Genomic DNA, 23,914 nt, shown 5'->3' with positions numbered 1-23,914 from the left:
CTGTGCCACGAATAACGAAGGTCCTGATTGCCAATCGCGGTGAGATCGCCGTCCGCATCGTCCGCGCCGCCCGCGACTCCGGCCGTTCTTCCGTCGCCGTCTACGCCGACCAAGATCGCGACGCGCTCCATGTGAAGCTCGCCGACGAGGCCTACGCGCTCGACGGCACCACGAGCGCTGACACGTACCTCGTGATCGAGAAGCTCCTCTCCGTGGCCCGCCGCTCCGGCGCTGACGCCGTGCACCCCGGCTACGGGTTCCTCGCTGAGAACGCCGACTTCGCCCGCGCTGTCATGGACGCCGGCCTCGTCTGGATCGGCCCGAGCCCCGAGGCCATCGAGCAGCTCGGCGACAAGGTGTCGGCGCGCCACGTCGCCGAGAAGGTGGGCGCTCCGCTCGCCCCCGGCACTCTGAACCCCGTGTCGGGCGCCGACGAGGTGCTCGACTTCGTCGACGAGCACGGCCTCCCGGTCGCCATCAAGGCGGCGTTCGGCGGAGGCGGCCGCGGCCTCAAGATCGCCCGCACGCGCGACGAGGTCGCCGAGCAGTTCGACTCGGCGACGCGGGAGGCGGTTGCCGCGTTCGGCCGCGGCGAGTGCTTCGTCGAGAAGTACCTCGACGAGCCCCGCCACGTCGAGACCCAGTGCCTCGCAGACACCGACGGCAAGGTCGTCGTGGTCTCCACCCGCGACTGCTCGCTGCAGCGCCGGCACCAGAAGCTCGTCGAGGAAGCCCCGGCCCCGTTCCTGACGGACGACCAGATCACTCGCCTGTACGAGTCGTCGAAGGCGATCCTCCAAGAGGTCGGCTACGTCGGCGCCGGAACATGCGAGTTCCTCATCGGCAAGGACGGCACTGTGTCGTTCCTCGAGGTGAACACGCGTCTCCAGGTGGAGCACCCGGTCTCCGAGGAGGTCACGGGCCTCGACCTCGTGCGGGAGCAGTTCCGCATCGCCGAGGGCGGCACGCTCGACTACGACGACCCGGAGGCGACCGGCCACTCCTTCGAGTTCCGCATCAACGGCGAGGACCCGGGCCGCAACTTCCTCCCGCAGCCTGGCCCTATCCACGAGTTCCGGACCTTTGGCGGTCCCGGCATCCGTCTCGATTCTGGCGTCACCGGCGGCGACGAGATCTCCGGCGCCTTCGACTCGCTCCTCGGCAAGCTCATCGTCACGGGAACCGACCGTGATGAGGGCCTCGAGCGTGCGCGCCGTGCCCTCGACGAGTTCGAGGTGACAGGGATGCCGACAGTGCTGCCGTTCCACCGAAAGATCGTCCGCGACCCAGCGTTCACCGCTGACGACGGCACGTTCGGCGTCTACACGCGCTGGATCGAGACGGAGTTCGACAACGACATCGAACCGTGGGACGGCGAGCTCGGCGACCCGAAGCCCGTCGACGAGCGGCACAGCGTCGTCGTCGAGGTCTCCGGCAAGCGTCTCGAGGTCAGCCTTCCGTCACGCATCCTGCCGACGGCTGCGGCGACGAGCCGTGTCGCACCGGCGGCGCCGAAGCGCGGCGGGTCTCACTCGCGTGCTGTGCCGTCGAGCAGCGGTAACGACGTGTCGTCGCCGATGCAGGCCACGGTCGTGAAGCTCGTCGCCGAGGAGGGCCAGAAGGTCGTCAAGGGCGACCTGATCCTCGTGCTCGAGGCCATGAAGATGGAGCAGCCCATCGCGGCTCCGCGTGACGGCGTGGTGGCGAACATCAATGCGCCGGTGGGGCAGACGGTCTCGAGTGGCCACCGCCTCCTCTCGATCGTGGACGAGTAGCCCCGCGCTCGCCCACCCCTCTCACCCCACCGCGCTATTTGTTCGGGTTTGCGCTACAGAAATTCCTGTAGCGCACGTCCCGAACTTCAGCGCACCGCTCGTCGCCCACAACGTCGGCTCGCGAACGGTTCTCCACAGAGCGCGCAGCGACCCACGCATCCGCTCCGCTCCCGCGCGACGATTGCGGCATGGACAGAGCTACTGCGTCGGGGCTCCTGCTTCGACGAACCGACTACGCCGCTTTCGGCGTGGACCCCAAGCCGCTGACGAAACGCGTGCAGTCCGGCGATCTGCACACCGTCGCGGCCGGCGTCTACGTCGCGAGTGACGAATGGCGCGAGCTTCGCCCCAGAGAGCAGCACCTGCTGCGCATCTTCGCGCAGCGCGGGCGGGTTCGTGATGATGTCGTTCTCTCGCACCACTCGGCTGCCGCTCTGCACGGCATCCGTCTGCTCGGGCCGATGCCGGAGAAGATCAGTGTCGGCATTCCGCCAACGTCGGGCGGCAGATCATCTGGCGGCGTGCGGCGGCGGCACCTTCGTCTCGCTGACGAGGACGCCGTCACCGTCGACGGCATCCGTGTCACTTCTGCTGCCCGAACGGTCATCGACCTCGCCCGCGAGCTTAACTTCGCCGAGGGAGTGGCCATGGTCGACAGTGCGCGAAATCATCGTCGTCCGCTCGTAACCCTCGACGAACTCCGCGACCAGCTGAACGCTCAGACTCGCTGCATGGGCGTCAAGCGCGCTCGTGCCACCGTCTCGTTCTCGACCGATCTGTCCGATTCGGTCGAAGAGTCGCGCGCGCGGGTTCTCCTGCACCAGCTCGGATTTCCAGCGCCCGAGCTGCAGCATCCGATCGTCACTCCGTTGGGTACGTACTACGCCGATTTCTGGTGGGAGGAGTTCGAGCACTGGGGCGAATTCGACGGCACGCAGAAATACACAGATACAAGGATGCTGGCGGGACGCCGAGCCGAAGACGTCGTCGTCGCTGAGAAGAGACGCGAGGATGAGATTCGGCGGCATGTCCGCGCGTTCTCTCGATGGGGCACTGCGGAGAACCGGAATCCGCTGCGCCTCCGCGAGATTCTGATGGCGAACGGGCTGCCGTCGTCGGGCATCCGTCCCTTGCCCTTCTGACTCTGGTTCTTGTGGCTCTGGTTCTTGTGCCTCTGGTCTCGTGACTCTCGTTCTTGTGACTCAGAGCCTTCATCTCCGGTGCCCCTGCACACTCGCACTGCGCTGCAGTTCCGGCACTGCGCTACAGGAATTTCTGTAGCGCAAACCCGAACAAATAGCGCGGTGGGGTGGGACGTGGGTGAGTGCGACGCGGGTGGGCGCTCGTCAGAGCACGATGTGCATCGCCCGCGCGGCATCCGAGATAGAGCCCGTGAGCGACGGATACACCGTGTAGGCGCTCGCGACCTGGTCGACCGTCAGACGGTGCTCGACGGCCAGCGCGAGCGGGAAGATCAGCTCGGATGCTCGAGGAGCGACGATCACTCCCCCGATCACAGTGCCCGAGCCCTTGCGTGCAAACAGCTTGACGAAACCCTCGCGCATGCCGATCATCTTCGCGCGCGGGTTCGAGAGCAGCGGCAGCTTGTAGATCGTGCCCTGGGCGATGCCCTCCTCGATCTCCCGCTGATTCCAGCCGACCGTCGCGATCTCGGGCTGCGTGAAGATGTTCGATGTGACGTTGCGCACCTCGATGGGGTTCACGACGTCGCCCATCGCGTGGAACACGGCGGTGCGCCCCGACATCGACGCGACCGAAGCCAACGGAATCTCGGTGGTGCAGTCACCCACGGCGTAGATGTTCGGAATCGACGTGCGCGAGACGCGGTTCACGCGAATGTGTCCGGAGGCGTCCAGCTGCACGCCGGCCTCCTCGAGCCCGATGCCCGAGGTGTTCGGCACGGAGCCGACCGCCATGAGGCAGTGACTGCCCTCGACCGTGCGCCCGTCGGTGAGGGTCGCGACGACGCCGTTCTCGGTGCGCTCCACCTTCTCGGCGCGCGACTTGTTCAAGACGGTCATTCCGTCGCGCTTGAACACGCGCTCGATGACCGCCGCGGCGTCCTTGTCCTCGCCCGGCAGCACCTGCTCGCGACTCGAGATCAGCGACACCTTCGCACCGAGCACGCAGTACGCCGACGCGAACTCGGCACCGGTGACACCGGACCCAACGACGATGAGATGCTCGGGGATGCCGTCAAGGCTGTAGAGCTGCTCCCACGTGAGGATCCGCTCCCCATCGGGCTTCGCAGACGGCAGCTCGCGCGGGCTCGCGCCCACGGAGACGACGATCGTGTCGGCCTCGACGCGGTCGAAGTCGGTGCCGCCGCTTCCGGTGGAGACGATCACCGCGTCGTCGCCGTCGAGGCGCCCCTCCCCCTGCACGATCTGCACGCCCGCGTGCACGAGGCCCGCGCGCATGTCCTCGGACTGCTGCCGCGCCATCGATGTGAGCCGCTTGTTCACCGCCGAGAGATTCACCGTCACTTCGGGGCGGACGGGCTTGCCCGACGTCTGGTCGCGCGCGAAGAACTGCACGCCGAGGTCTGCGGCGCCGCTGATCGACTTGGCGGCCTCGGCCGTCGCGATCAGCCCCTTCGACGGAACCACATCGGTCATCACCGCGGAGCCTCCGACGCCGGCCCGCTCGATGAGCGTGACGTCGGCACCGAGCTGTGCTCCGGCAAGCGCCGCCTCGTACCCGCCGGGGCCGCCCCCGAGCACTGCGATCCGCTGCTTGCGTTCGAACTCATACGCCATATCCAGGAGTCTATCGGCACAGATTAGACTGGGTGGATGCCAGAGATGCACACCAATCCGCTGGATGCCGTCGACATCGACCCGTTCGAGATCGCGGCCGCCGCGGCATCCGACATCGCCGACAAAACCGGCGTCGATCACCACGACATCGCACTGACGCTCGGCTCCGGCTGGGGCAAGGCCGCCGACCTCATCGGTGAGACGACGGCCACGATTCCCGCCACGGAGATCGCAGGGTTCTCGAAGCCAGCGCTCGAGGGCCACGTGGGCACGATCCGCTCAGTGCTTCTGCCCAGCGGAAAGCGCGCGCTCGTCATCGGCGCACGCACCCACTACTACGAAGGCCACGGTGTGCGACGCGTCGTCCATTCGGTGCGCACCGCAGCGGCAACGGGCGCGACGACGATGATCCTCACGAACGGCGCGGGTGGCATCAAAGAGAGCTGGACTCCCGGCACTCCCGTTCTGATCAGCGACCACATCAACCTCACCGGCGACTCCCCGCTTGAGGGCGCCACGTTCGTCGACCTCACCGACCTGTACTCGTCGCGTCTGCGCGAGGTGGCGCGCAGCATCGACCCGTCGCTCGACGACGGTGTCTACTGCCAGTTCCGCGGCCCGCACTACGAGACGCCGGCCGAGGTGCAGATGGCGAAGACCATCGGCGGGCACATCGTCGGCATGTCGACGGCCCTCGAAGCGATCGCCGCCCGCCAGGCCGGCATGGAGATCCTCGGCATGTCGCTCATCACGAACCTCGCCGCCGGCATCCAGGCCACCCCGCTCAGCCACGAAGAAGTCATCGAGGCCGGTCGCGCTGCTGAGGCGAAGATCAGCGACCTCCTCGCCCGTATCGTCGGAGAACTGTGATGACCGATCTCGACCCCATCATTCAGACCGCGCGCGACTGGCTCGCCCAGGACCCAGACGAGACCACGCGCGACGAGCTCGACACATTGATTCGGGATGCCGCGGCGGGCAGCGAGATCGCGCTCGACGAGCTGCACTCCCGTTTCGACACGCGCCTCGCCTTCGGCACCGCCGGCCTCCGTGGCCGCATCGGCGCGGGCTCTGCGCGCATGAACCGCGTGCTCGTGTCGCAGGCCGCGGCGGGCATCGCCGCGCACCTTCTCGAACACGAGGATCAGCCCTCGGTCGTCATCGGGTACGACGGCCGCACGAACTCCGACGTGTTCGCGCGCGACACCGCCGAGCTCATGGCCGGAGCGGGGGTTCGTGCCATCCTGTTCCCCCGAGCGCTGCCGACCCCGGTTCTCGCGTTCGCGGTCCGTCACCTCGATGCATCCGCCGGAATCATGGTGACGGCGAGCCACAACCCGCCGAAGGACAACGGGTACAAGGTGTACCTCGGCCACGCTGACGGCGGTTCGCAGATCGTTCCCCCGACCGACGGCGCGATCTCCGACCAGATCGACCGGGTCGCTCGCGACGAGAACGTGCTGAGCCTGCCGCGCTCGACGGAGTTCGAGACGGCGCCCGAGAGCGTCGTGGACGCCTACGTGGATGCCACGGCCGCGCTGCTCCCCCAAGGAGCCGAGCCGATGTCCGTCGTCTATACCGCGATGCACGGCGTCGGATGGGAGACGTTCGCGCGCGTCCTTGAGAAGGCCGGATACCCGGCGGTCACGTCGGTTCCCGAGCAGCAGGAGCCGGATGCCGCGTTCCCGACGGTCTCCTTCCCGAACCCGGAGGAGCCTGGCGCGCTCGACCTCTCGTTCGCCCTCGCGCGCGAGGTGGGCGCCGAGCTCATCATCGCGAACGACCCCGACGCCGACCGCATGTCGGTCGCCGTGCCCGACAGCGCGAGCCCCGAGGGCTACCGCCAGTTGACCGGCAACGAGGTCGGCTGGCTTCTCGGCTGGGATGCTGCCCGCCGCGCAGCCTCCGAGGGCATCGAGAACGCGGCGCTCGCGTGCACGATCGTCTCGTCGCCGGCGCTCGCCGCCGTGGCGAAGGAGTACGGTCTCGGCTTCACGGAGACGCTCACCGGCTTCAAATGGGTCTCGCGGGTCCCGGGCCTCGTGTTCGGCTATGAGGAGGCCATCGGCTACCTCGTGAACCCCGACGTCGTCCGCGACAAGGACGGCATCTCGGCGGGAGTCGCTTTTCTCGCCATGGCCGCGGAGGCAAAGCGCGAGGGCGTCTCGGTCGCCCAGATGCTCGAGGGCTTCACCGAGACGTTCGGTTTCTTCGCCAGTGACCAGCTGTCGGTGCGCGTCACCGACCTGTCGCTCATCGGCGCCTTGATGGCCGAGCTTCGCTCCAACGCGCCGACCGTGCTCGGCGGCGTCCCGGTCTCGCAGGTCGACGATCTGAAGAACGGCTCCGGCGACCTTCCGGCGACCGATGCCCTGCGGTTCTCCCTCGAGGACGGCTCGCGCGTCATGGTGCGCCCGAGCGGCACGGAACCGAAGCTGAAGTACTACATCGACGTGACGTCTCCCGCGGAGGAGAGCGACCGTGCACGCACAGTGCTCGCCGGCATCCGCTCAGACCTCGAAGAGTTCTCGGCGCGCGTCACCGGCTGACGCGCAGCACGTCAGAACGAGTTGCAGCTACCCGAGCGCCTCGTCGAGTTTGCGCTCGATCTCGCTCAGGTCGAAGTAGTTGTCGATCTCGACGATGTCTGCGAACGTCTGGCCGATGCGGGAGACGAGCTCCGGTGAGGTCAGGATGACCTGGGCGTCCTCGGCGTCCTTCTGCACGTTGTCGACGTCCGTCGCGGTCACCGACGCATCGATGCCGAGCCGCTCCAGCACGCGCTCGGCGTTGACCTTGAGAATGCCTGACGTCCCGACGCCGACACCGCACAGCGTCACGATGCGCTTCACGGGGTGACCTCCTGCTCGATTCCGAGGATGCTGCGAACCTGCTCGGTCGTCATCGCCTCGGCGAGCGCGCGAATCGTGCTCGCGTCGTTGAAGGCGTTCGCAAGATCGGCGACGCGCGCAACGTGTCCTTCGGGCGTGCGCACAGCGAGACCGAGCACCACCGACACGGGGTCGTTGTGAGGATGCCCGAAGGCGACGGGCTCCGCCAGCGTGACGACCGACATCCCCTCGGTCAGCACATCGGAGCCGGGGCGTGCGTGGGCGAGAGCGAGACCCGGAGCGATCACGATGTACGCGCCGAACTCCTCGACGACGCCGACCATCCTCGAGGTGTATGCCCCCGTGACGGCCCCGCTGGCGACGAGTGCGTCACCGGCGAGAGTCACCGCATGCTTCCAGTCACGGGCCTCGACGCGGAGGTTCACGGCCGAATCAGGAAGCGGGGGCAACGACATCGATACTCTCAGATCACTCGCGTGGGCCTCTGACGCGTTCTCCCCCGGACAGGGAGCGCGTGCCCAACGGATTCCATTTTATGCCGAGCATATTTAGGCCCGGGTTATGCACCGTAACTCTCGGCGTCTTCAAAGCCCTGAGTGATCATGTCGATCAGGTCTTCGCGGTCTTCGAGTGGTGCGAACACCGACTGCGCAGCGTTGAGCTGGAACGTCTCGATGTCGGCGAGATCGTACGAGAACGCATCGGCGAGCAATGCCAGCTCGCGCGAGAGCGTGGTGCCCGACTGGGTCCGGTTGTCGGGGTTCACGGTCACGCAGAAGCCGAGCTGGTACAGCAGGTCGAATGGGTGGTCGGCGATCTCGCTCCCCCACTGCTCGATCGCGCCCGTCTGCAGGTTCGACGACGGGCTGAGCTCGAGAGCGATCTCACGATCCTTGACCCATTCGGAGAGCCGTCCGAGAGAGACGTAGGTGTTCTCGTCGTCCGAGCGCACGTCGGCGATGTCCTCGGCGATGCGCACGCCGTGGCCGAGACGAAGCGCGCGTCCGTCGAACAGTGCACTCTGAATGGAGTGCAGCCCGTCCGCCTCGCCCGCGTGGATCGTCGTGGGCATGTGGTTCTGCGCGAGGTAGTCGAACGCGAGACGGTGCCTGCTGGGCAGGAAGCCGAGCTCAGCGCCCGCGATGTCGAAGCCCACGACACCGTGGTCGCGGTGACGCACGGCGAGCTGAGCGATCTCGAGGCTGCGATCGGCATGCCGCATCGCTGTGACCAGCTGGCCCACACGGATGCTGCGTCCCTGACGCTCCACATCGGCGACGCCGGCCTCGAGCCCCGACTGCACCGCTTCGACGGCCTCGTCAAGCGACAGTCCGCGCGTCAGGTGCTGCTCGGGCGCCCAGCGCACTTCGCCGTACACGACGCCGTCCTCGGCGAGGTCGAGCACGAACTCGCGGGCGATGCGCTCGAGCTGGTCACCCGTCTGCATGACCGCGGTCGTGAGGTCGAACGTCGAGAGGTAGTCGACGAGGTTGCCCGCATTGCACTGGCTGACGAACCAGTCCGCCAGGTCATCGGCATCCGTCTCGGGAACCTCGACGCCCGCCTCATCGGCGAGTTCGAGGATGGTCTCGGGACGAAGTCCCCCGTCGAGATGGTCATGCAGAGAGACCTTGGGCACATCACGCAGGTTGACGCGGCCGAGTGTGTAGTCGTCATCGAGATCAGTCACGAGACTCAGGCTACCGTGCGCAGGGCTCGGGCGACAGGGCGGTGAGACAGGGTCGGGCCGGATGCTGTCATGCACCCGGCCCAACCTCATGACGCCTCCTCTCAGCTCGTGCGGCGGCGGCGCACCGCGATCACTCCGCCTCCGAGGAGGACGAGGAACAGAGCGAGCGCGATGAGCCCGAAGGCGTCGGCTCCGGTACGCGGAAGGCTGCCGGTGTTCTCCGTGGCGTCGTCGGAGGCGTTCACGTCTGCATCGGCATCCGTGTCGCTGCCGGCGCCTGGCGTCTCAGCATCCGTGCCCGAGCCGTTCTCGTCGCCCTCGCCCGGATCGGTCTCCTCACCGGGGTCGGGTGCGGGAGCGGCCGCGACCGTGATCGCAATCGTCACCGGTGCACTCTCACCGAACGCGTTGGTGGCGACCAGCTCGGCCGTGTAACTTCCGGGCTCGGTGGCGGCTCCGCTGATCTCGAGGCCGTTGAGCTCGATGCCGTCGGGCAGCTCACCCGAGGCGACGGAGACGTTGACGGGGCCAGCGCCGCGGGCGGCGAGCTGCTGCGAGACGTCGTCACCGACGGTCGTCTCGAACTCGCCGAGGTCATCGAGCGTCGGAGCGGCGAGGGGTCCCGTCGCGCCGGCACGGAGCGCGTCGCCGAGAGCGTTGCCGAGCTCGTTCTGGTAGTCACCCGAGAGGTCCCACCACATGGCTCCGCCGTAACCGGCGGCCGCGATGTGCTCGGCCTTGGCCGTCACCGAGTCAGGCGTGTCGAGGCTCCACCATTGGCTGGCGCCCTCCGGCACGTCACCTTCTGCAGCGGCTGCCGCGTCGCTTCCCTCGACGTAGATCCAGGCGGCGCCTGTCTCCGGGTCGAAGTACTGCTCGCCTGCGTCACGCAGGTCCGCGTAGGTGGCGGTGCCGATGTAGCCCTCGGCGTCCTGCCACGCGGCGTCCGGACCGTCGACCCCATACCAGCCGTGACCGTAGGCCGCGAGACCGGCATTCAGCTGGTCGGGGCGGGCACCGGCATCCAGGTATGCCTGAAGCTCAGGCGCGAGTGCCAGGCCCCAGTTGTTGTCGCCGTCGGGCCACAGGTTGCCCTGGTGCCCGGCCTGGTCCGGAACCCATCCACCGTGGTAGTCGTAACCCTGAACATTCAGGAAGTCCACGCTGTCGAACAGCCGCGCGTCGCGCCAGCCGCCCGAGGTGTTCCAGCCGCCGACCGGGGCGAACGCGCTCAGCAGGTACTGCTCGCCGTTCTGGTCGCCCAGCGCGTCGAGCTCAGCACGGAACTCGGCCATGAGCGCGAGGAAGTTCTCCTTGTCCTCAGGCGTCCCGTTCTCGGGATCTTCACCGCCGGTGACGGGCCACTCCCAGTCGATGTCGATTCCGTCGAAGAGGCCGGCCACAGCGCCGTCTCCACCCTTACCCTCGTACGTCGGCAGGTTGCCCTTGATGTAGAGGTCGAGGCAGGAGTCGACGAACTTCTCGCGGCTCTCGGGCGTCGCAGCCGCCTCGGGGAAGTAGTCAGACCAGGTCCAGCCACCCAGCGAGATCAGGATCTTGATGTCGGGGTACTGCTCTTTGAGCTTGCGCAGCTGGTTGAAGTTGCCGGCAAGAGCCTGGTCCTCCGCGTCAGCGACACCGTCGACGGAGTCCTCCGCGCTCACCGGACGGAGGAAGTCGTTGTAGGCGTCGCCCTCGTCGACCGCGTCCTCGTCGCGGCCGTCGACGATGTCGCACACCAGCTCGCTCGTGACGTTTCCGAACGCGTAGTTGATGTGGGTCAGGTCGTCGATCGCTCCGCTCGTGATGATGTCTTCGATCTGAAAGTCGCGCGTTTCAGGGGAATCGGCCATCACGTAGCCGACGCTGCGATATCCGTTGAGTGGGGCGGGGTCGGTCTCCGGACTCGCAGCGAAGGCGGGAGCCGACAGGGGGACGGCGAGAACGGCAGCGGCGGCGCCGATGCCGACAGCGCGTCGGGATCTTCGGGTCATGGTTCCTCTTCGAACAGCCACCCGCGGAGCCGTCGGGGCGACGACTTCAGAGGCGCAGTGGCGGTTTCCCGAGACCGTAGCAAGGTCCGAGATTTTTTGGAAGCATCCCTAACAAACATGGAGAAAGCCACAACATGGTCTGTTTTCATCTTGGTGAGGTTCGCCAAAACGTGCGCACCATTGTGCATCTATTGCAACGCGTATTACGTCGAGTTAACTCGCGAGGATGCCACCCCGCAACGCGCTGAAACGTATCATTGACCGAAGAACGACGATCCGAAGGAGCACCGATGGCCACCACAGAACGCGTCTGCTTTCTCATGCACCTGAAGCCCGAGCGCGTGGAGGACTACCTCGCCGCGCACGAGACCGTCTGGCCGGAGATGCTCGACGCGCTGCGCGAGACGGGCTGGCGCAATTACTCGCTCTTCGTGCGCCCGGAGGACGGCCTCGTGGTCGGCTACCTCGAGACTGACGACTACGAACGGGCGCAGTCGGAGATGGCCAAGCGCGAGATCAACGCGCGCTGGCAGGCGACGATGGCGGAGTACTTCATCTCGGAGTCGAACCCGGATGCGTCAAGCGAACGTCTGACGGAGTACTTCCACCTCGCCTAGCCGCCCCGGTCCGCTGCCGCACCTCGCGCGCGCCACAGGAAGTCGGAAATTTTCACCGAGGTGCGGCGTGTCCCGTAAGGACACGCCGCACCTGATCGCAAATTTCCGATTCTCTGACGCGCGTGAAAGCTCAAGCAATGTGGGAGACACCAGAAATGCGGAATGCCGTGGAGGGAAGCGCGCGACGCGCTAGGCGACGCGTGCGGACGCGCTAGGAGATGCGTGCGGCGACGCGCGGCTGACGGTCGTAGGCCTCCGCCCGCGGGTCAATCTCGTAGGCATCCTCCAGTGCGTCGAGCGCACGGGCGAACCGCCCCTCATCGTCAGCAGAGAGCGTGAAGAGCGGCTGCCCCGCACGAACCGTCTCACCGGGCTTCACGTGCAGGTCGATGCCCGAGGCGTGCAGCACGGGGTCCTGGGCGCGAGCGCGACCCGCTCCGAGGCGCCACGCGGCGATGCCGAAGGGCAGGGCCTCCTGGCGGACGAGAACGCCATCGTGGTCGGCGGTCACCGTGTGGGTCTCGCGGGCCGTCGGCAGCGCGGCATCCGGGTCGCCATCCTGCGCGATCACCGTTCGACGCCACACGTCCATCGCGCGGCCGTCTGCCAGCGCGGCTTCGACGTCGGCGTCGGGCTGGCCGACGAGGGCGAGCATCTCGCGCGCGAGCGCCACCGTGAGCTCGACGACGTCGTCGGGGCCTCCCCCAGCGAGCACCTCGACGGATTCGCGGACCTCGTTGGCATTGCCGATCGCGTTCCCGATCGGCACGTTCATGTCGGTCAGAAGCGCTGACGTCGCGACGCCGGCATCCGTTCCGAGCTCGACCATGGTGCGGGCGAGCTCCTCAGCCTTGTCATACTCGGTCATAAAGGCGCCCGAGCCGAACTTCACGTCGAGCACGAGAGCCTCGGTGCCCTCCGCAATCTTCTTCGACATGATGCTCGACGCGATGAGCGGAATCGCTTCAACCGTTCCCGTGACGTCGCGCAGCGCGTAGAGCCGCTTGTCTGCGGGCGCGAGGCCCGAGCCTGCTGCGCAGATGACGCCCCCGATGTCACGCAGCTGCGCGAACATCTCGCCGTTCGAGAGGTTCGCGCGCCAGCCCGGAATCGACTCGAGCTTGTCGAGCGTTCCGCCCGTGTGCCCCAGCCCGCGTCCGGAGAGCTGCGGCACCGCCACCCCGAACGAGGCGACGAGCGGCATGAGTGGCAGAGTGATCTTGTCGCCGACGCCGCCGGTCGAGTGCTTGTCGACCGTGCGCTTGCCGAGCCCTGAGAAGTCCATGCGCTCCCCCGACGCGATCATCGCGAGCGTCAAGTCGCGGATCTCCCGGCGGGTCATGCCGTTCAGCAGAATCGCCATCGCGAGAGACGCCATCTGCTCGTTGCCCACGTACTCGCGCGTGTACGCGTCGATGAGCCAGTCGATCTGCTCCGTCGACAGCTCGCCCCGGTCGCGCTTCGTCCTGATGATGTCGACGACGTCGAACGCTTCGATGCTCTCGGTCATGATTCCCCTCTCAGACCTCGTCGGTCGATTCGAGTCAGATGGATGCCGTCAGGCCCGGTACTCGTCGAGCTGACGCGGCCCGAACGCATCCGGCAGCACCTCGTCGATCGTGCGGATGCCCGAGACCGTCTCGAGCAGCATGCCGGGCACCGCGTGCTCGAAGAGCAGCTGGCGGCAGCGGCCGCACGGCATCAGCGTGTTGCCGTCGCCATCGACGCACGCGAACGCCACGAGCTGACCGCCGCCCGTCAGCGCGAGGTTCGACACAAGGCCGCACTCCGCGCAGAGCCCGACTCCGTAGCTCGCGTTCTCGACATTGCAGCCGGTCACGATGCGCCCGTCGGTGACGAGTGCCGCCGCCCCCACGGGGAACGTCGAGTACGGCGCGTATGCCGAGCGCATCGCGTCTGTCGCGGCATCCCGAAGCATGCCCCAGTCGATGGATCCGTCGTCTGTCACTGTCTCTCCTACGATTTTCGATACGCTTGGCCGCTTGCCGCCGGCGGTCGCGACTGGCCGACGAAGCCTGCCACCGCGAGGATCGTCGCGATGTACGGCAGCATCAGCAGGAACTCACTCTCCACCGGCGAGCCGAGCGCTCCGAGCATGTTCTGCAGGTTCGTCGCGAAGCCGAAAAGCAGCGCAGCGAGCGTCGCCTTGATCGGGTTCCACTGTCCGAAGATCACCGCGGCCAGCGCGATGAAACCGGCGCCGGCGGTCATGTCCTTGGTGAACCCGCCGACCGAGCCGAGTGTGAAGTAGGCGCCGCCGAATCCAGCGATGGCACCGGCGAGCGAAACGTTCCAGAACCTGGTGGTGTTGACACGGATGCCGACGGTGTCAGCCGCCTGCGGGTGCTCGCCGACCGACCGCACGCGCAGTCCCCACTTGGTGTGGAACAGCCCCCAGTAGACGAGGGCGATCGCGACGTACATGACGTAGATGATGATCGTCTGGCGGAAGAACACGGGCCCGACGAGCGGGATCTCGCTGAGGAACGGGATGCTGATGCGCTGGAAGCGCGGCGGGCTGTTCAGCAGCGGCGTGTTGGACGTGAGCACCTGTGAGTACAGGAATGACGTCAGACCGAGCACGAGCACGTTCAGCACGACGCCGACGATGATCTGGTCGACGAAGTATTTGATCGAGAATGCGGCGAGCACGAAGCTCACGAGCATCCCCGCCACCATCGCCGCGATGAGCCCGAGGTACGGGTTCTGCGTCACGGAGGCGACCACAGCCGAGGTGAATGCACCGGCGAGCAGCTGGCCCTCGATCGCGATGTTGACCACACCGGAGCGCTCGGAGATCACGCCGCCGAGCGAGCCGAAGATCAGCGGAGCGGACAGTGCGACGGTGCCGAGGAGGAAGCCGGGAAGCGGCACAGTCCCGCCCGCGGCTGCCCATGCGAAGAACCCGGTGAGGAAGAGCACGACGTACACCGCGACGAGCCACAGCCACGTGTTCTTGTAGTTGATGGTGCGCCACGCGGAGACGCCGGTAATCACCGCGAGCAGGATCGTGACGACGATGCCAGCACCGCGCGCGCTCATGACGAGCGGCGGGAGCACGATCGCATCGGAATCGTTCGACAGCTTGAAGGTGGTGTCGCCGTCGCGCGAGAAGACGATGAACAGCAGGACGGCCGCGATCGTGAACACGGCGAACGCGATCGGCGCCTTCCAACTGCGTACCTTGGCGACTTCGAGGCTCTCCGAGACGGGCACATCGGCCGCGGAAGCAACATGCGTCATTTTGCCGACACCTCCTTCGACACGTTGGGGGTACTCTTCTTCTGCTTCGACACAGCACCGGGCTTGGGCAGGAAGAAGATGGAGCGTACAAGCGGAGGCGCGGCGATGAACAGCACGATGACCGACTGCACGACGAGCACGATGTCGATCGGGATGCCCTCGCCAGCCTGCATGGCGTAACCACCCGCCTTGAAGGCGCCGAACAGGATGCCCGCGGCGAACGTTCCCCACGGCGTGCTTCGTCCCAGCAGCGCAACGGTGATCGCGTCGAAGCCGATGCCCGCGTCGATGCCCGCGCTGAAGCCGCTTGTGATGGTTCCGAGCACCTGCGACACGCCTGCGATGCCCATGAGCCCACCGGCGATCAGCATGCCCCAGACGTACATGCTCTTGACGTCGATTCCCGCCGTGAGCGCGGCGTTCGGGTTCTCTCCCACCGCACGGAACTTGAAGCCGAGGCTCGAGCGGTTCAGCAGCCACCACGTGAACACCGTGGCGATGATGACCAGGAGGAACCCGGCGTGAAGGTTGAATCGTTCCCCGAAGATCGGCGGGAGGATCGCCGACGGCAGGATGGGCGCGGACTCGGGGTTCACAGTGCCCGGTGCCTGCAGAAGACCGGGCGTGCGAAGCATCCACGAGATGAGATAGAAGGCGACGTAGTTCAGCATGATCGTGAGGATGACCTCGTGCGCACCCGTGCGCGCCTTGAGGTATCCCACGAGTCCGCCCCAGATCGCTCCGGCCGCGATGCCCGCGATGACCGCGAGCGGAAGGTGGATCCAGACCGGCAGGTGGAACGAGAAGCCCACCCAGCCCGCGGCGCCGGCCGCGACGAGCATCTGGCCGCGGCCACCGATGTTGAAGAGGCCGACGCGGAACGCGAGGGCCACGCCGAGACCCCCCGCGATCAGCGGCGTCGCGTGGTGCAGCGTGTCGGTGATGGACTTGATGCCGCCGAGGAACGTGTCGCGGTTGGTGTTGTAGATCGCACCGTTGAACAGAGCGATGTATGCCCCGGAGACGGCGTCCCAGATCGCCTTCAGCGTGTCGCCGGGCCGCGCGAAGAAGTAGCCCGCCGCCGACTGCACCTTTTCATCGGTGACGGCGATCAGGACCGCTCCGACGACGAGCGAGATCACGATGGCGAGCACCGTCATGACGGTGCTGCTGTTCATGATCTGCGCGGCGATGCGGTTGACGCGCGGTGCCTCGCCTTCCGTCTTCTTCTCTGTCACGACGTCGCTCATGCCGCTGCTCCCGTCGGCTTCTCGCCGGCCATCATGAGGCCGAGCACATCTCGTGGCGTGTCACCGGGCACGATGCCCACGATCGACCCGCGATACATCACCGCGATGCGATCGGCGAGAGCCACGACCTCGTCCAGTTCGGTCGACACCACGACGACGGGGATTCCTGCGTCTCTGGTCTCGACCATGCGCTTGTGCACGAACTCGATCGAACCGACGTCGATGCCTCGGGTCGGCTGCGCGGCGACAAACAGCTTCAGATCGCGGCTGAGCTCCCGAGCCAGGACCACCTTCTGCTGGTTTCCGCCCGAAAGGTTTCCCGCGTTCGTCTCGATGGAGGGAGCACGGATGTCGAACTCTTCCTTCTTCTCACGTGCGAAGTCGTCGCGGAAGCCCAGCTGAAGGCTGCCGGCCTTGACGAACGGAGCACCGTTCGCGCGGTCGAGCATCAGATTCTCCGAGATCGTGAACGTCTTGACGATGCCGTCCTCGGAGCGGTCTTCCGGAACGAAACCGACTCCGGCATCCAGAACGCGCCGCACGCTCTCCCCGACGAGCTCGGTGCCGTTGAGCTTGACGCTGCCGGTCACGCGCGGCTGGAGGCCCATGATCGCCTCGGTCAGTTCCGTCTGGCCGTTGCCCTGAACACCCGCGACGGCGAGGATCTCTCCCGCGCGAACATCGAACGAGACGTCGTTGACGACCTTGAGTCCCTGCGGGTCGATAACGCTGAGGTTCTCGATCGAGAGCGCGACATCGCCAAGCTTCGGCTCGTCCTTCTGCACGGTCAGCTCGACAGCGCGGCCCACCATAAGCGCGGCGAGCTCGTTGTTGGTCGCGGTCGGCTCCGCCTCACCGACGACCTTGCCGAGGCGGATGACCGTGATTCGGTCCGCCACCTCGCGGACCTCGCGAAGCTTGTGCGTGATGAAGACGATGGAGGTGCCGTTCTTCTTGAGCTGACGCATCGTCTCGATGAGCTCATCGGTCTCCTGCGGCGTCAGCACGGCGGTGGGCTCATCGAACACGAGCACTTTGGCATCGCGCGAGAGCGCCTTGATGATCTCGACGCGCTGCTGCACGCCGACCGGAAGATCTTCGACGAGAGCATCGGGGTCGACGTTGAAACCGAAGCGGTCGGAGATCTCGAGAACCTTCTTGCGGGCGGCGGTGATGTCGAGTGCGCCGCCGAACTTCGTCGACTCGTGGCCGAGCATGACGTTCTCGGCGACGGTGAAGACGGGGATGAGCATGAAGTGCTGGTGCACCATGCCGATGCCGGCGCGCATCGCGTCGCCGGGGCCGTCGAAGTGCTGAACCTCGTCGTCGAGGAGGATCTCGCCCTCATCCGCCTCGTAGAGGCCGTAGAGCACGTTCATCAGGGTGGATTTGCCCGCGCCGTTCTCACCGAGGAGACAGTGAATCTCCCCCGGTTCGACGACAAGGTCGATGTGGTCGTTGGCCGTCAGCGTGCCGAATCGCTTCGTGATGCCGCGGAGTTCGAGCTTCATGTTAGGGATCCTACGGTGCGATCGTCTCTCACGACAGGGGAGGCCAGCCAAGCGACTGGCCTCCCCGAATCGTGCTGTGCGGGTGGTCGAACTACTTTGGCGAGGAGGGCGACTCGACCGGGATCGACCCGTCGATGATGCCCGCCTTGATCTCGTCGAGCTCGTCCTGAAGCGTGTCGCTCACCTTGTCCTCCCAGTCGTGGAAGGGAGCGATTCCGACACCCTCGTTCTCCAGCGTGCCGACGTACGGCTCAGCGTCGAAGTTGCCCTTGGCAGCCTCGGTGACGATGTTGTACACGCCGTCCATCATCTTCTTGAGGATGGAGGTGAGGAACATGCTGTTGTCAGAGTCGGCCGTCTCGTAGAGGTCGGCGTCCACACCGATCATCGCGATGTCCTTGCCGGAGTCCTTGATGGCCTCGATTCCGGAGAGGAAGATCGGTCCACCGACGGGGAGCAGAACGTCGACGTCCTGGTTGATCACCGAGGTCGCAGTCTGCTTGGCAGTCTCGTTGGCGTCGAAGCCACCGGTGAACTGCCCCTTCTGCGACTCGACGTCCCAGCCGACGACCTTGACATCGGCATCCTTCTGCTCGTTGTAGTACGCGACGCCGTCAGCGAAGCCGTCCATGAAGATGGTCACCGTCGGAATCTGCATGCCGCCGAAGGTTCCGACCGCTCCGGTCTCGGAGGTGTCGGCGGCGACGTAGCCGGCGAGGAACGCCGCCTGAGCGGTGTCGAAGATCATCGGCTTGACGTTCTCGGCATCGATCGTGTTGTCGTCGAGGATGAGGAAGTTGACGTCGGGGTTCTTCTCGGCGGCTTCCTTCGTCGCATCGGCAAGCAGGTAGCCGACCGTGATGATGAGGTCACAGCCCTGGTCGACGAGGCTCGTGATGTTCGGGCCGAAGTCGGCCTCTGACGCGGACTCGACGTGCTTCTCTTCGATGCCGAGCTCGTCCGTTGCCTTGACGAGCCCTTCGTAGCTCGACTGGTTGAACGACTTGTCGTCGAACCCACCGGAGTCGGAGACGATGCAGGGAAGAAAGTCGACGGCCTCGCCCTCGGACCCGCCTCCAGCGGAGTCCGGGGCCTGACCGCAGCCGGCCAGCAGGGCGACGACGCCGATGCCGGCCAGGCCGCTCATCACGGCCTTTCGGGTTGAGATTGTCACAGTGACCTCCAGATTGCGCGGCCTGCGTTGCCGCAGGGATTCAGGCTCAGATTACCGAATGTGACACGCCCGATTTGCGCGTCGGATCACTTCGACTTCGAAGTGTTACACATCAGTAACTCAGTCTGTCCTGAGATCGTATTCTGCTTCGTGCGCACGCGTAGGGCTTCTGCTCATATGAGCACAGCGCTACACATCCGCGCCGCAAAAGTGCAGCAGAATGCGCACAAGAGCACCCGAACTGGGGGTCGTCACGCGCTCGGAGAGCTGGGTGAGGTCACCTCGACCTCGCCATCGATGATCTGCTGGCGAAGCTCGTCGATCTCCTGCGCGAGGTCGTCACCGACGGCATCCTCCATGTCATGGAAGGGCGCGAGGTCCACTCCCCCGTTCTCGAGCGTGCCGATGAAGGGGTCGTTCGTCAGCTCACCGTCGAGGTCCTTGCGGACGATGTCCGTGACGGCATCCTGAGTCTTCTTCATGACACTCGTGAGGATGATTGAGCGGTACTCCTTCGGCAGCGTCTCATATCCGTCGTTGTCGACCCAGATGATCGACACGTCTCCGGCATCCGAGGCGGCCGCCGCCGCGCCCTCGCCCACCTGACCAGCGACGGGCAGAATCACATCCGCGCCCTGATGAATGAGCGACTCCGCGGTGGCCTTGCCCTTGTTGACGTCTTCGAAGTCGCCGGTGAACTGGCCGTCCTGGGCGTCCTTGTCCCATCCGATGGCCTTCACATCAGCGTCGTGCACGGTGTTGTAGTGCGCGACGCCGTCGACGAAGCCATCCATGAACAGCGTGACGGGAGGCTGATTTCCGCCCCCGAACGTGCCGACGGTGCCGGTCTTCGAGACTCCCGCAGCGAGGTACCCGGCGAGGAACGCCGCCTCAGCCGTGTTGAACACGACGGACGTGATGTTCTCGCCCTCCAGCTGCTCGTCGACGATGACGAAGTGCCGGTCGGCGTTCTCCGCGGCGGCACTCTGCGTGTACTCGGCGAGCTCCCACCCGACCGTCACGATCAGACGGCAGCCGGTGTCGACGGCCTGATCGACGTTGGGCTCGAGGTCGCTCGGAGTCTTGGAGACGATCGCCTGCGCATCGATGCCGAGCTCGGACTGCGCCTGCTGCAGGCCCTCCCAGCTCGACTGGTTGAAGGACCGGTCTTCGAGACCGCCGGAGTTCGTCACCATGCGTGCGCAGTAGTCGACGTCTGCGCTCTCAGTCTTCTCGGCGTCGGGTGCTTGGCCGCAGCCGGTGAAAAGAAGCGCGGATGCCGCGGCGAGCGCAGCGAACCGGAGACGACGATGCATGGTTGTCCTTCCGTGGTGCAAAGGGGGCTGTGCCCATACAGTAGCGAGTCATGCCGCGACGGGGGAACAACGCCCCCGTCGCGGCATCCGCTTTCGCGTCATCAGACAGGTGTGAGCTCGAGCCGCTCCCACGCCCAGCGACGGCGCAGCCAGCGGTCGTGACTGGCGATCACGACCGCACCCGGATAGCCGCCGAGGGCCTCTTCGAGCTCGGTCGCGAGCTGCAGAGAGAGGTGGTTCGTCGGCTCATCGAGCAGGAAGAGGTGCGGCGGCCGCGCGATGATGAGCGCGAGCGCAAGACGCCGTTGCTGCCCTACGGAGAGCATGCCGACCGGGCGGTCCAGATCGCGCGGAGCAAGCAGCCCGAGCGAGGTGAGCGACAGCTGCTCGGCGCGCCGTTCACCTACCGCAGCTTCGTACAGCGCTCGCGGGCTGCGGTCAGGGCGCGCGAACGCGACGTCCTGCTCGAGCAGCTGCACTCGCAGCCCTCGCCGGCGCGCGACTGTGCCCTCATCGAGCGAAATGTCTCCCGCGATCGCGTGCAGAAGCGTCGACTTGCCTGCCCCGTTCGCACCCGTCACGAGCAGTCGCGACTCCGGCTCGATCACCACGCGGTCCACGTGCAGCCTGCCGACCACGCGGGCATCGGTCACCGCGACGAGCGAGGATCCCTCTCCGAGTGCATGGCTGCCGGTCGGGATCCCCGAGAAGCTCAGGAGCGCAGGCGGCTTCCGCACCTGGTTCTCGCGCAACTCGTCGAGGCGTCCGCGCGCGTTCTTCACGCGACGGCTGATCGCGCCCTCTGTGCGGGCCTGCTTGAACTTCGTGATGAATTTGTCGTTATCGGTCGGACCGCGCCGGTGACTCACCTGACGCGCGCCGACATCGACGTCATACTTCAGTCGCTTCAGCTCGTCCTGTTCGTCGGCGAACTGCCTCTCCCAGCGCTCACGCTCGAGCTCCTTCTCCGCCAGGTACTCGGTGAAGCTGCCGCCGAAGAGGGTCACTCCCCCGCCCTCTCCGAGCGCAGACCGGCCAGCATCGAGGTCAATGAGCCCGGTCGAGACCTCGTCGAGGAAGGCGCGGTCGTGGCTCGCGAAGAGCACCGGCCCGCGCCAGCTCTCAAGCTCACCGCGCAGAAACGCCACCGCACTGTCGTCAAGGTGGTTCGTCGGCTCGTCGAGAAGCAGGGCATCGGGCCGTTCGAGCAGAAGCGCAGCGAGAGCGAAGCGACTCCGCTGACCGCCGCTCACCTCATCGAGACGACGCGAACGCGGGATGCCGTCGAGCCCAAGGCCCGCAAGCACGCGGTCCCGGTGCGCGTCGATCCCCCAGACGTCCAGCCGTTCAGCACGTTCGAGTGCAGCGGCGTAGCGCTCCGGTCCGTCGTCAGAGCTGTCGAGCTGCTCTGCGGCATCCGTCAGCTCTCGCTCTGCCGCGCGGACCTCGGCAAGCGACCTCTCAATGAGATCGTCCACCGTGTCGTCCTGATCGCGCGGGACATCCTGCCAGAGCAGGCCCGTCCGCTGCGGCCGGGCGACCGTTCCGCCGTCAGGCTCGTCAACGCCCGCGATGACGCGCAGAAGCGTCGACTTTCCCGCTCCGTTCTCGCCGATCAGGCCGAGGCGGGCGCCGGGCGGAGCCGTGAACGTGATCTCCGTGAGTACGCGTCGGTCGCCGTATGAGCGAGAGATGCCGTCGACGCGGATGTGGTCGAGCGTCCGTTCCGGCGCGGTGATGTGTGTTCGTGTTTGCGTGTGCATCTGGCCCCCCTTCGGGGTCGCCCAGGCGCGCACACCATGACAGTGCGACTCGTGTCGAGTCTGGAGAGGAAGAATCTCTGCGCGCCTGTCATCGGTGTCCGCCGGGCGTGTGCCTTCGGACGCGGACCGGACAGGAGTGCGCTAGTTCTTCACGAGCAGAGAGTTTAGACCACGATCATCTCAGCGTAAAGAGGTGGATGCTATCGGGGTCAGAGCACGTCGTCGCGGCCGGAGATCTTGAGCGCGTCGACCACGCCCTTCACTCGCTGCGCGTTCTCACTGGTCGTGACGAGAAGGGCATCAGGGGTGTCGACCACCACGATGTCCTTCACCCCGATGAGACTCACAACGCGGTTGCTGTGCGACACGACGATGCCGCTCGAGGCGTCGGCGAGCACACGGGCGTTCTCACCGAGTATCGCGAGATCGTTCGCGCGTCCGTTGGAGTTGAGTTTCGCGAGGGAGGCGAAGTCGCCGACATCGTCCCACCCGAAGTGCCCCGGGATGACCGCCATGCGCCCCTTTGCCGCGGACGGCTCAGCGACCGAGTAATCGATCGCGATCTTCTTGAGCCGCGGCCACAGACGGTCGACGGCGGGCCCGCGAGCGGCGGGGTCGTCCCAGGATGCCGCGAGCTCGACGATCGTGTCGTGCAGCTCGGGCTCGTTGCTGCGCAGCTCATCGAGGAGCACATCGGCTCGCGCGATGAACATTCCGGCGTTCCAGAGGTAGCCGCCGTCATCCAGGTACTGCCGAGCACGCTCGGCGTCCGGCTTCTCGACGAACGAGTCGACGCGCATCGCCGACTCGGCCCCATCGATGCCGAGCGACTCGCCCGCTTTGATGTAGCCGAAGCCGATCGCCGGCTCAGTGGGACGGATGCCGATGGTGGTGATGAACCCGTCTTCGGCTGCGGCGATCGCCTGCTGCACCGCCGAGCGGAAAAGCCGGTCACCGCGAATCACGTGGTCCGCGGCGAACGAGCCGACGATGACGTCGGGCTCGCGCCGACGCAGAACAGCGGCGGCGAGGCAGATCGCGACCGTGGAGTCCCTCGGGTCGGCCTCGAGCACGATGTTCTCGTCGCGGATCTCAGGAAGCTGTGCTTCGACAGCCGCGCGGTGCGCGCGGCCTGTGACGACCATGATGCGCTCTCCCCCGGCGATGGGCGCGAGACGATCCCACGTCGCCCGCAGCAGCGTCACGCCCGCGCCCGTGAGGTCGTGGAGGAATTTCGGAGCGTCAGCACGCGAGAGCGGCCAGAGTCGCGACCCGATTCCGCCCGCAGGGATGACGCTGTAGAAGCGCTGAGAGAGGCTGTCCATGCCCTAACGGTACCGGGAAGCTCTGACACGCAGTTATCTCGACATCGAGACACTAAGGGTCCCCTAAGGGGCAGAGTGCCTCGATAGCGTCCTAGACTGGAGGCCAGCGCCTCGTGCGCTCGCCGGCCGTCCGACCGGCGAATTCTGCGAATCGTCAGGGAGGGTCGTTCCGTGTCAGCGAAGACTGCAGGGACTCCACCAGTGTCAGCCACTACGTCGAAACGCCCAGCGGGAACGCTGTATCGCGGTCGCGAAGGCATGTGGTCGTGGGTCCTTCACCGCATCACCGGTGTTGCCATCTTCTTCTTCCTCCTCGTGCACATCCTCGACACCGCCCTCGTGCGTGTCGCGCCCGAGGCCTACAACGCCGTCATCGGCACGTACCAGACCCCCATCATGGGCCTTGGCGAAGTCGCGCTTGTCGGCGCCATCGTGTACCACGCCTTCAACGGCATCCGAGTGATTCTCATCGACCTCTGGAAGAAGGGGCCGCACTACCAGCGCGCGATGTTCTACATCGTCATCGCCCTGTGGGTGATCACCATGCTCGCCTTCGTGCCTCGGCACCTGATCAACGTGTTCTCGCACTGAGGAAGGGGACAA

20 protein-coding genes are annotated in these 23,914 nt (G+C 66.3%); 6 read left to right on the top strand and 14 right to left on the bottom strand.

The genetic code is table 11. From position 1 onward, the window contains the following. The first annotated feature begins 2 nt into the window (after window positions 1–2). Window positions 3–1,775: an acetyl/propionyl/methylcrotonyl-CoA carboxylase subunit alpha gene (locus tag ACSAGD_RS03705; RefSeq protein ID WP_437584382.1), complete on the top strand. Its 1,773-nt coding sequence runs from the start codon at window positions 3–5 to the stop codon at window positions 1,773–1,775. A gap of 188 nt (window positions 1,776–1,963) precedes the next feature. Beyond that, entirely contained in the window at window positions 1,964–2,917 is a 954-nt protein-coding gene (locus tag ACSAGD_RS03700; protein WP_437584381.1) for a type IV toxin-antitoxin system AbiEi family antitoxin domain-containing protein, read from the top strand. A 204-nt stretch (window positions 2,918–3,121) separates the two neighbouring features. Here ACSAGD_RS03700 and ACSAGD_RS03695 read toward each other — a convergent pair whose 3' ends face one another. Next, entirely contained in the window at window positions 3,122–4,555 is a 1,434-nt protein-coding gene (locus ACSAGD_RS03695; protein ID WP_437584380.1) for an NAD(P)H-quinone dehydrogenase, read from the bottom strand. Window positions 4,556–4,591: 36 nt separating this feature from the next. On the opposite strand from ACSAGD_RS03695, the gene ACSAGD_RS03690 reads away from it, so the two are divergent. Both ACSAGD_RS03690 and ACSAGD_RS03685 read left to right on the top strand, forming a co-directional pair. Then, window positions 4,592–5,425, top strand: a complete 834-nt coding sequence (locus tag ACSAGD_RS03690) for a purine-nucleoside phosphorylase (RefSeq protein WP_437584379.1) — start codon at window positions 4,592–4,594, stop codon at window positions 5,423–5,425. Continuing rightward, on the top strand, window positions 5,425–7,104 hold the full coding sequence (locus ACSAGD_RS03685) for a phospho-sugar mutase (protein WP_437584378.1): 1,680 nt from the start codon (window positions 5,425–5,427) through the stop codon (window positions 7,102–7,104). The genes ACSAGD_RS03690 and ACSAGD_RS03685 overlap by 1 nt, the downstream gene beginning before the upstream one ends. 27 nt (window positions 7,105–7,131) lie before the next feature. Here ACSAGD_RS03685 and ACSAGD_RS03680 read toward each other — a convergent pair whose 3' ends face one another. The 4 genes from ACSAGD_RS03680 to ACSAGD_RS03665 all read right to left on the bottom strand — a co-directional run bounded on the left by ACSAGD_RS03680 (window position 7,132) and on the right by ACSAGD_RS03665 (window position 11,091). Next, window positions 7,132–7,407: a PTS sugar transporter subunit IIB gene (locus ACSAGD_RS03680; RefSeq protein WP_437584377.1), complete on the bottom strand. Its 276-nt coding sequence runs from the start codon at window positions 7,405–7,407 to the stop codon at window positions 7,132–7,134. Then, window positions 7,404–7,862, bottom strand: a complete 459-nt coding sequence (locus ACSAGD_RS03675; RefSeq protein ID WP_437584376.1) for a PTS sugar transporter subunit IIA — start codon at window positions 7,860–7,862, stop codon at window positions 7,404–7,406. The genes ACSAGD_RS03680 and ACSAGD_RS03675 overlap by 4 nt, the downstream gene beginning before the upstream one ends. A 104-nt stretch (window positions 7,863–7,966) precedes the next feature. Further along, the gene (locus tag ACSAGD_RS03670) at window positions 7,967–9,097 is read right to left on the bottom strand and encodes an adenosine deaminase (RefSeq protein WP_437584375.1); all 1,131 of its coding nucleotides are present in this window, start codon (window positions 9,095–9,097) and stop codon (window positions 7,967–7,969) included. 101 nt (window positions 9,098–9,198) lie between these two features. After that, entirely contained in the window at window positions 9,199–11,091 is a 1,893-nt protein-coding gene (locus tag ACSAGD_RS03665) for a glycosyl hydrolase family 18 protein (RefSeq protein ID WP_437584374.1), read from the bottom strand. A 290-nt stretch (window positions 11,092–11,381) separates the two neighbouring features. Here ACSAGD_RS03665 and ACSAGD_RS03660 point away from each other — a divergent pair, with 290 nt between their 5' ends. Next, window positions 11,382–11,708, top strand: a complete 327-nt coding sequence (locus ACSAGD_RS03660; RefSeq protein ID WP_437584373.1) for an L-rhamnose mutarotase — start codon at window positions 11,382–11,384, stop codon at window positions 11,706–11,708. Between the two features lie 211 nt (window positions 11,709–11,919). Here ACSAGD_RS03660 and ACSAGD_RS03655 read toward each other — a convergent pair whose 3' ends face one another. The 9 genes from ACSAGD_RS03655 to ACSAGD_RS03615 form a co-directional block, all read right to left on the bottom strand. Continuing rightward, window positions 11,920–13,218 (bottom strand): thymidine phosphorylase, encoded by a 1,299-nt coding sequence (locus tag ACSAGD_RS03655; RefSeq protein WP_437584372.1) that lies wholly within the window; start codon window positions 13,216–13,218, stop codon window positions 11,920–11,922. Between the two features lie 48 nt (window positions 13,219–13,266). Continuing rightward, window positions 13,267–13,647: a cytidine deaminase gene (locus tag ACSAGD_RS03650; RefSeq protein WP_437585096.1), complete on the bottom strand. Its 381-nt coding sequence runs from the start codon at window positions 13,645–13,647 to the stop codon at window positions 13,267–13,269. 38 nt (window positions 13,648–13,685) lie between these two features. Next, a complete protein-coding gene (locus tag ACSAGD_RS03645; protein ID WP_437584371.1) occupies window positions 13,686–14,972 on the bottom strand; it encodes an ABC transporter permease in 1,287 nt (428 codons plus the stop codon). After that, window positions 14,969–16,222, bottom strand: coding sequence for an ABC transporter permease (locus ACSAGD_RS03640; RefSeq protein WP_437584370.1), 1,254 nt, complete (start codon window positions 16,220–16,222; stop codon window positions 14,969–14,971). The genes ACSAGD_RS03645 and ACSAGD_RS03640 overlap by 4 nt, the downstream gene beginning before the upstream one ends. Beyond that, window positions 16,219–17,733: an ABC transporter ATP-binding protein gene (locus ACSAGD_RS03635; protein ID WP_437584369.1), complete on the bottom strand. Its 1,515-nt coding sequence runs from the start codon at window positions 17,731–17,733 to the stop codon at window positions 16,219–16,221. The genes ACSAGD_RS03640 and ACSAGD_RS03635 overlap by 4 nt, the downstream gene beginning before the upstream one ends. 91 nt (window positions 17,734–17,824) lie before the next feature. Continuing rightward, complete coding sequence (locus ACSAGD_RS03630; RefSeq protein WP_437584368.1) at window positions 17,825–18,907, bottom strand: BMP family lipoprotein; 1,083 nt, start codon at window positions 18,905–18,907, stop codon at window positions 17,825–17,827. Window positions 18,908–19,158: 251 nt separating this feature from the next. Then, window positions 19,159–20,223, bottom strand: a complete 1,065-nt coding sequence (locus ACSAGD_RS03625; protein ID WP_437584367.1) for a BMP family lipoprotein — start codon at window positions 20,221–20,223, stop codon at window positions 19,159–19,161. A 101-nt stretch (window positions 20,224–20,324) separates the two neighbouring features. Continuing rightward, window positions 20,325–21,986, bottom strand: a complete 1,662-nt coding sequence (locus ACSAGD_RS03620; protein ID WP_437584366.1) for an ABC-F family ATP-binding cassette domain-containing protein — start codon at window positions 21,984–21,986, stop codon at window positions 20,325–20,327. A gap of 209 nt (window positions 21,987–22,195) precedes the next feature. Then, window positions 22,196–23,311 carry a mannose-1-phosphate guanylyltransferase gene (locus tag ACSAGD_RS03615; protein WP_437584365.1) on the bottom strand — a complete coding sequence of 372 codons (1,116 nt, stop codon included), beginning with the start codon at window positions 23,309–23,311 and terminating at the stop codon, window positions 22,196–22,198. A 258-nt stretch (window positions 23,312–23,569) separates the two neighbouring features. Here ACSAGD_RS03615 and sdhC point away from each other — a divergent pair, with 258 nt between their 5' ends. Beyond that, entirely contained in the window at window positions 23,570–23,902 is a 333-nt protein-coding gene (sdhC, locus tag ACSAGD_RS03610; protein ID WP_437585095.1) for a succinate dehydrogenase, cytochrome b556 subunit, read from the top strand. Window positions 23,903–23,914 lie beyond the last annotated feature (12 nt).

The organism is Paramicrobacterium salitolerans, assembly GCF_051513965.1.
Lineage (GTDB): Bacteria > Actinomycetota > Actinomycetes > Actinomycetales > Microbacteriaceae > Paramicrobacterium.
This window is presented reverse-complemented; position numbering and strand designations above follow the sequence as displayed.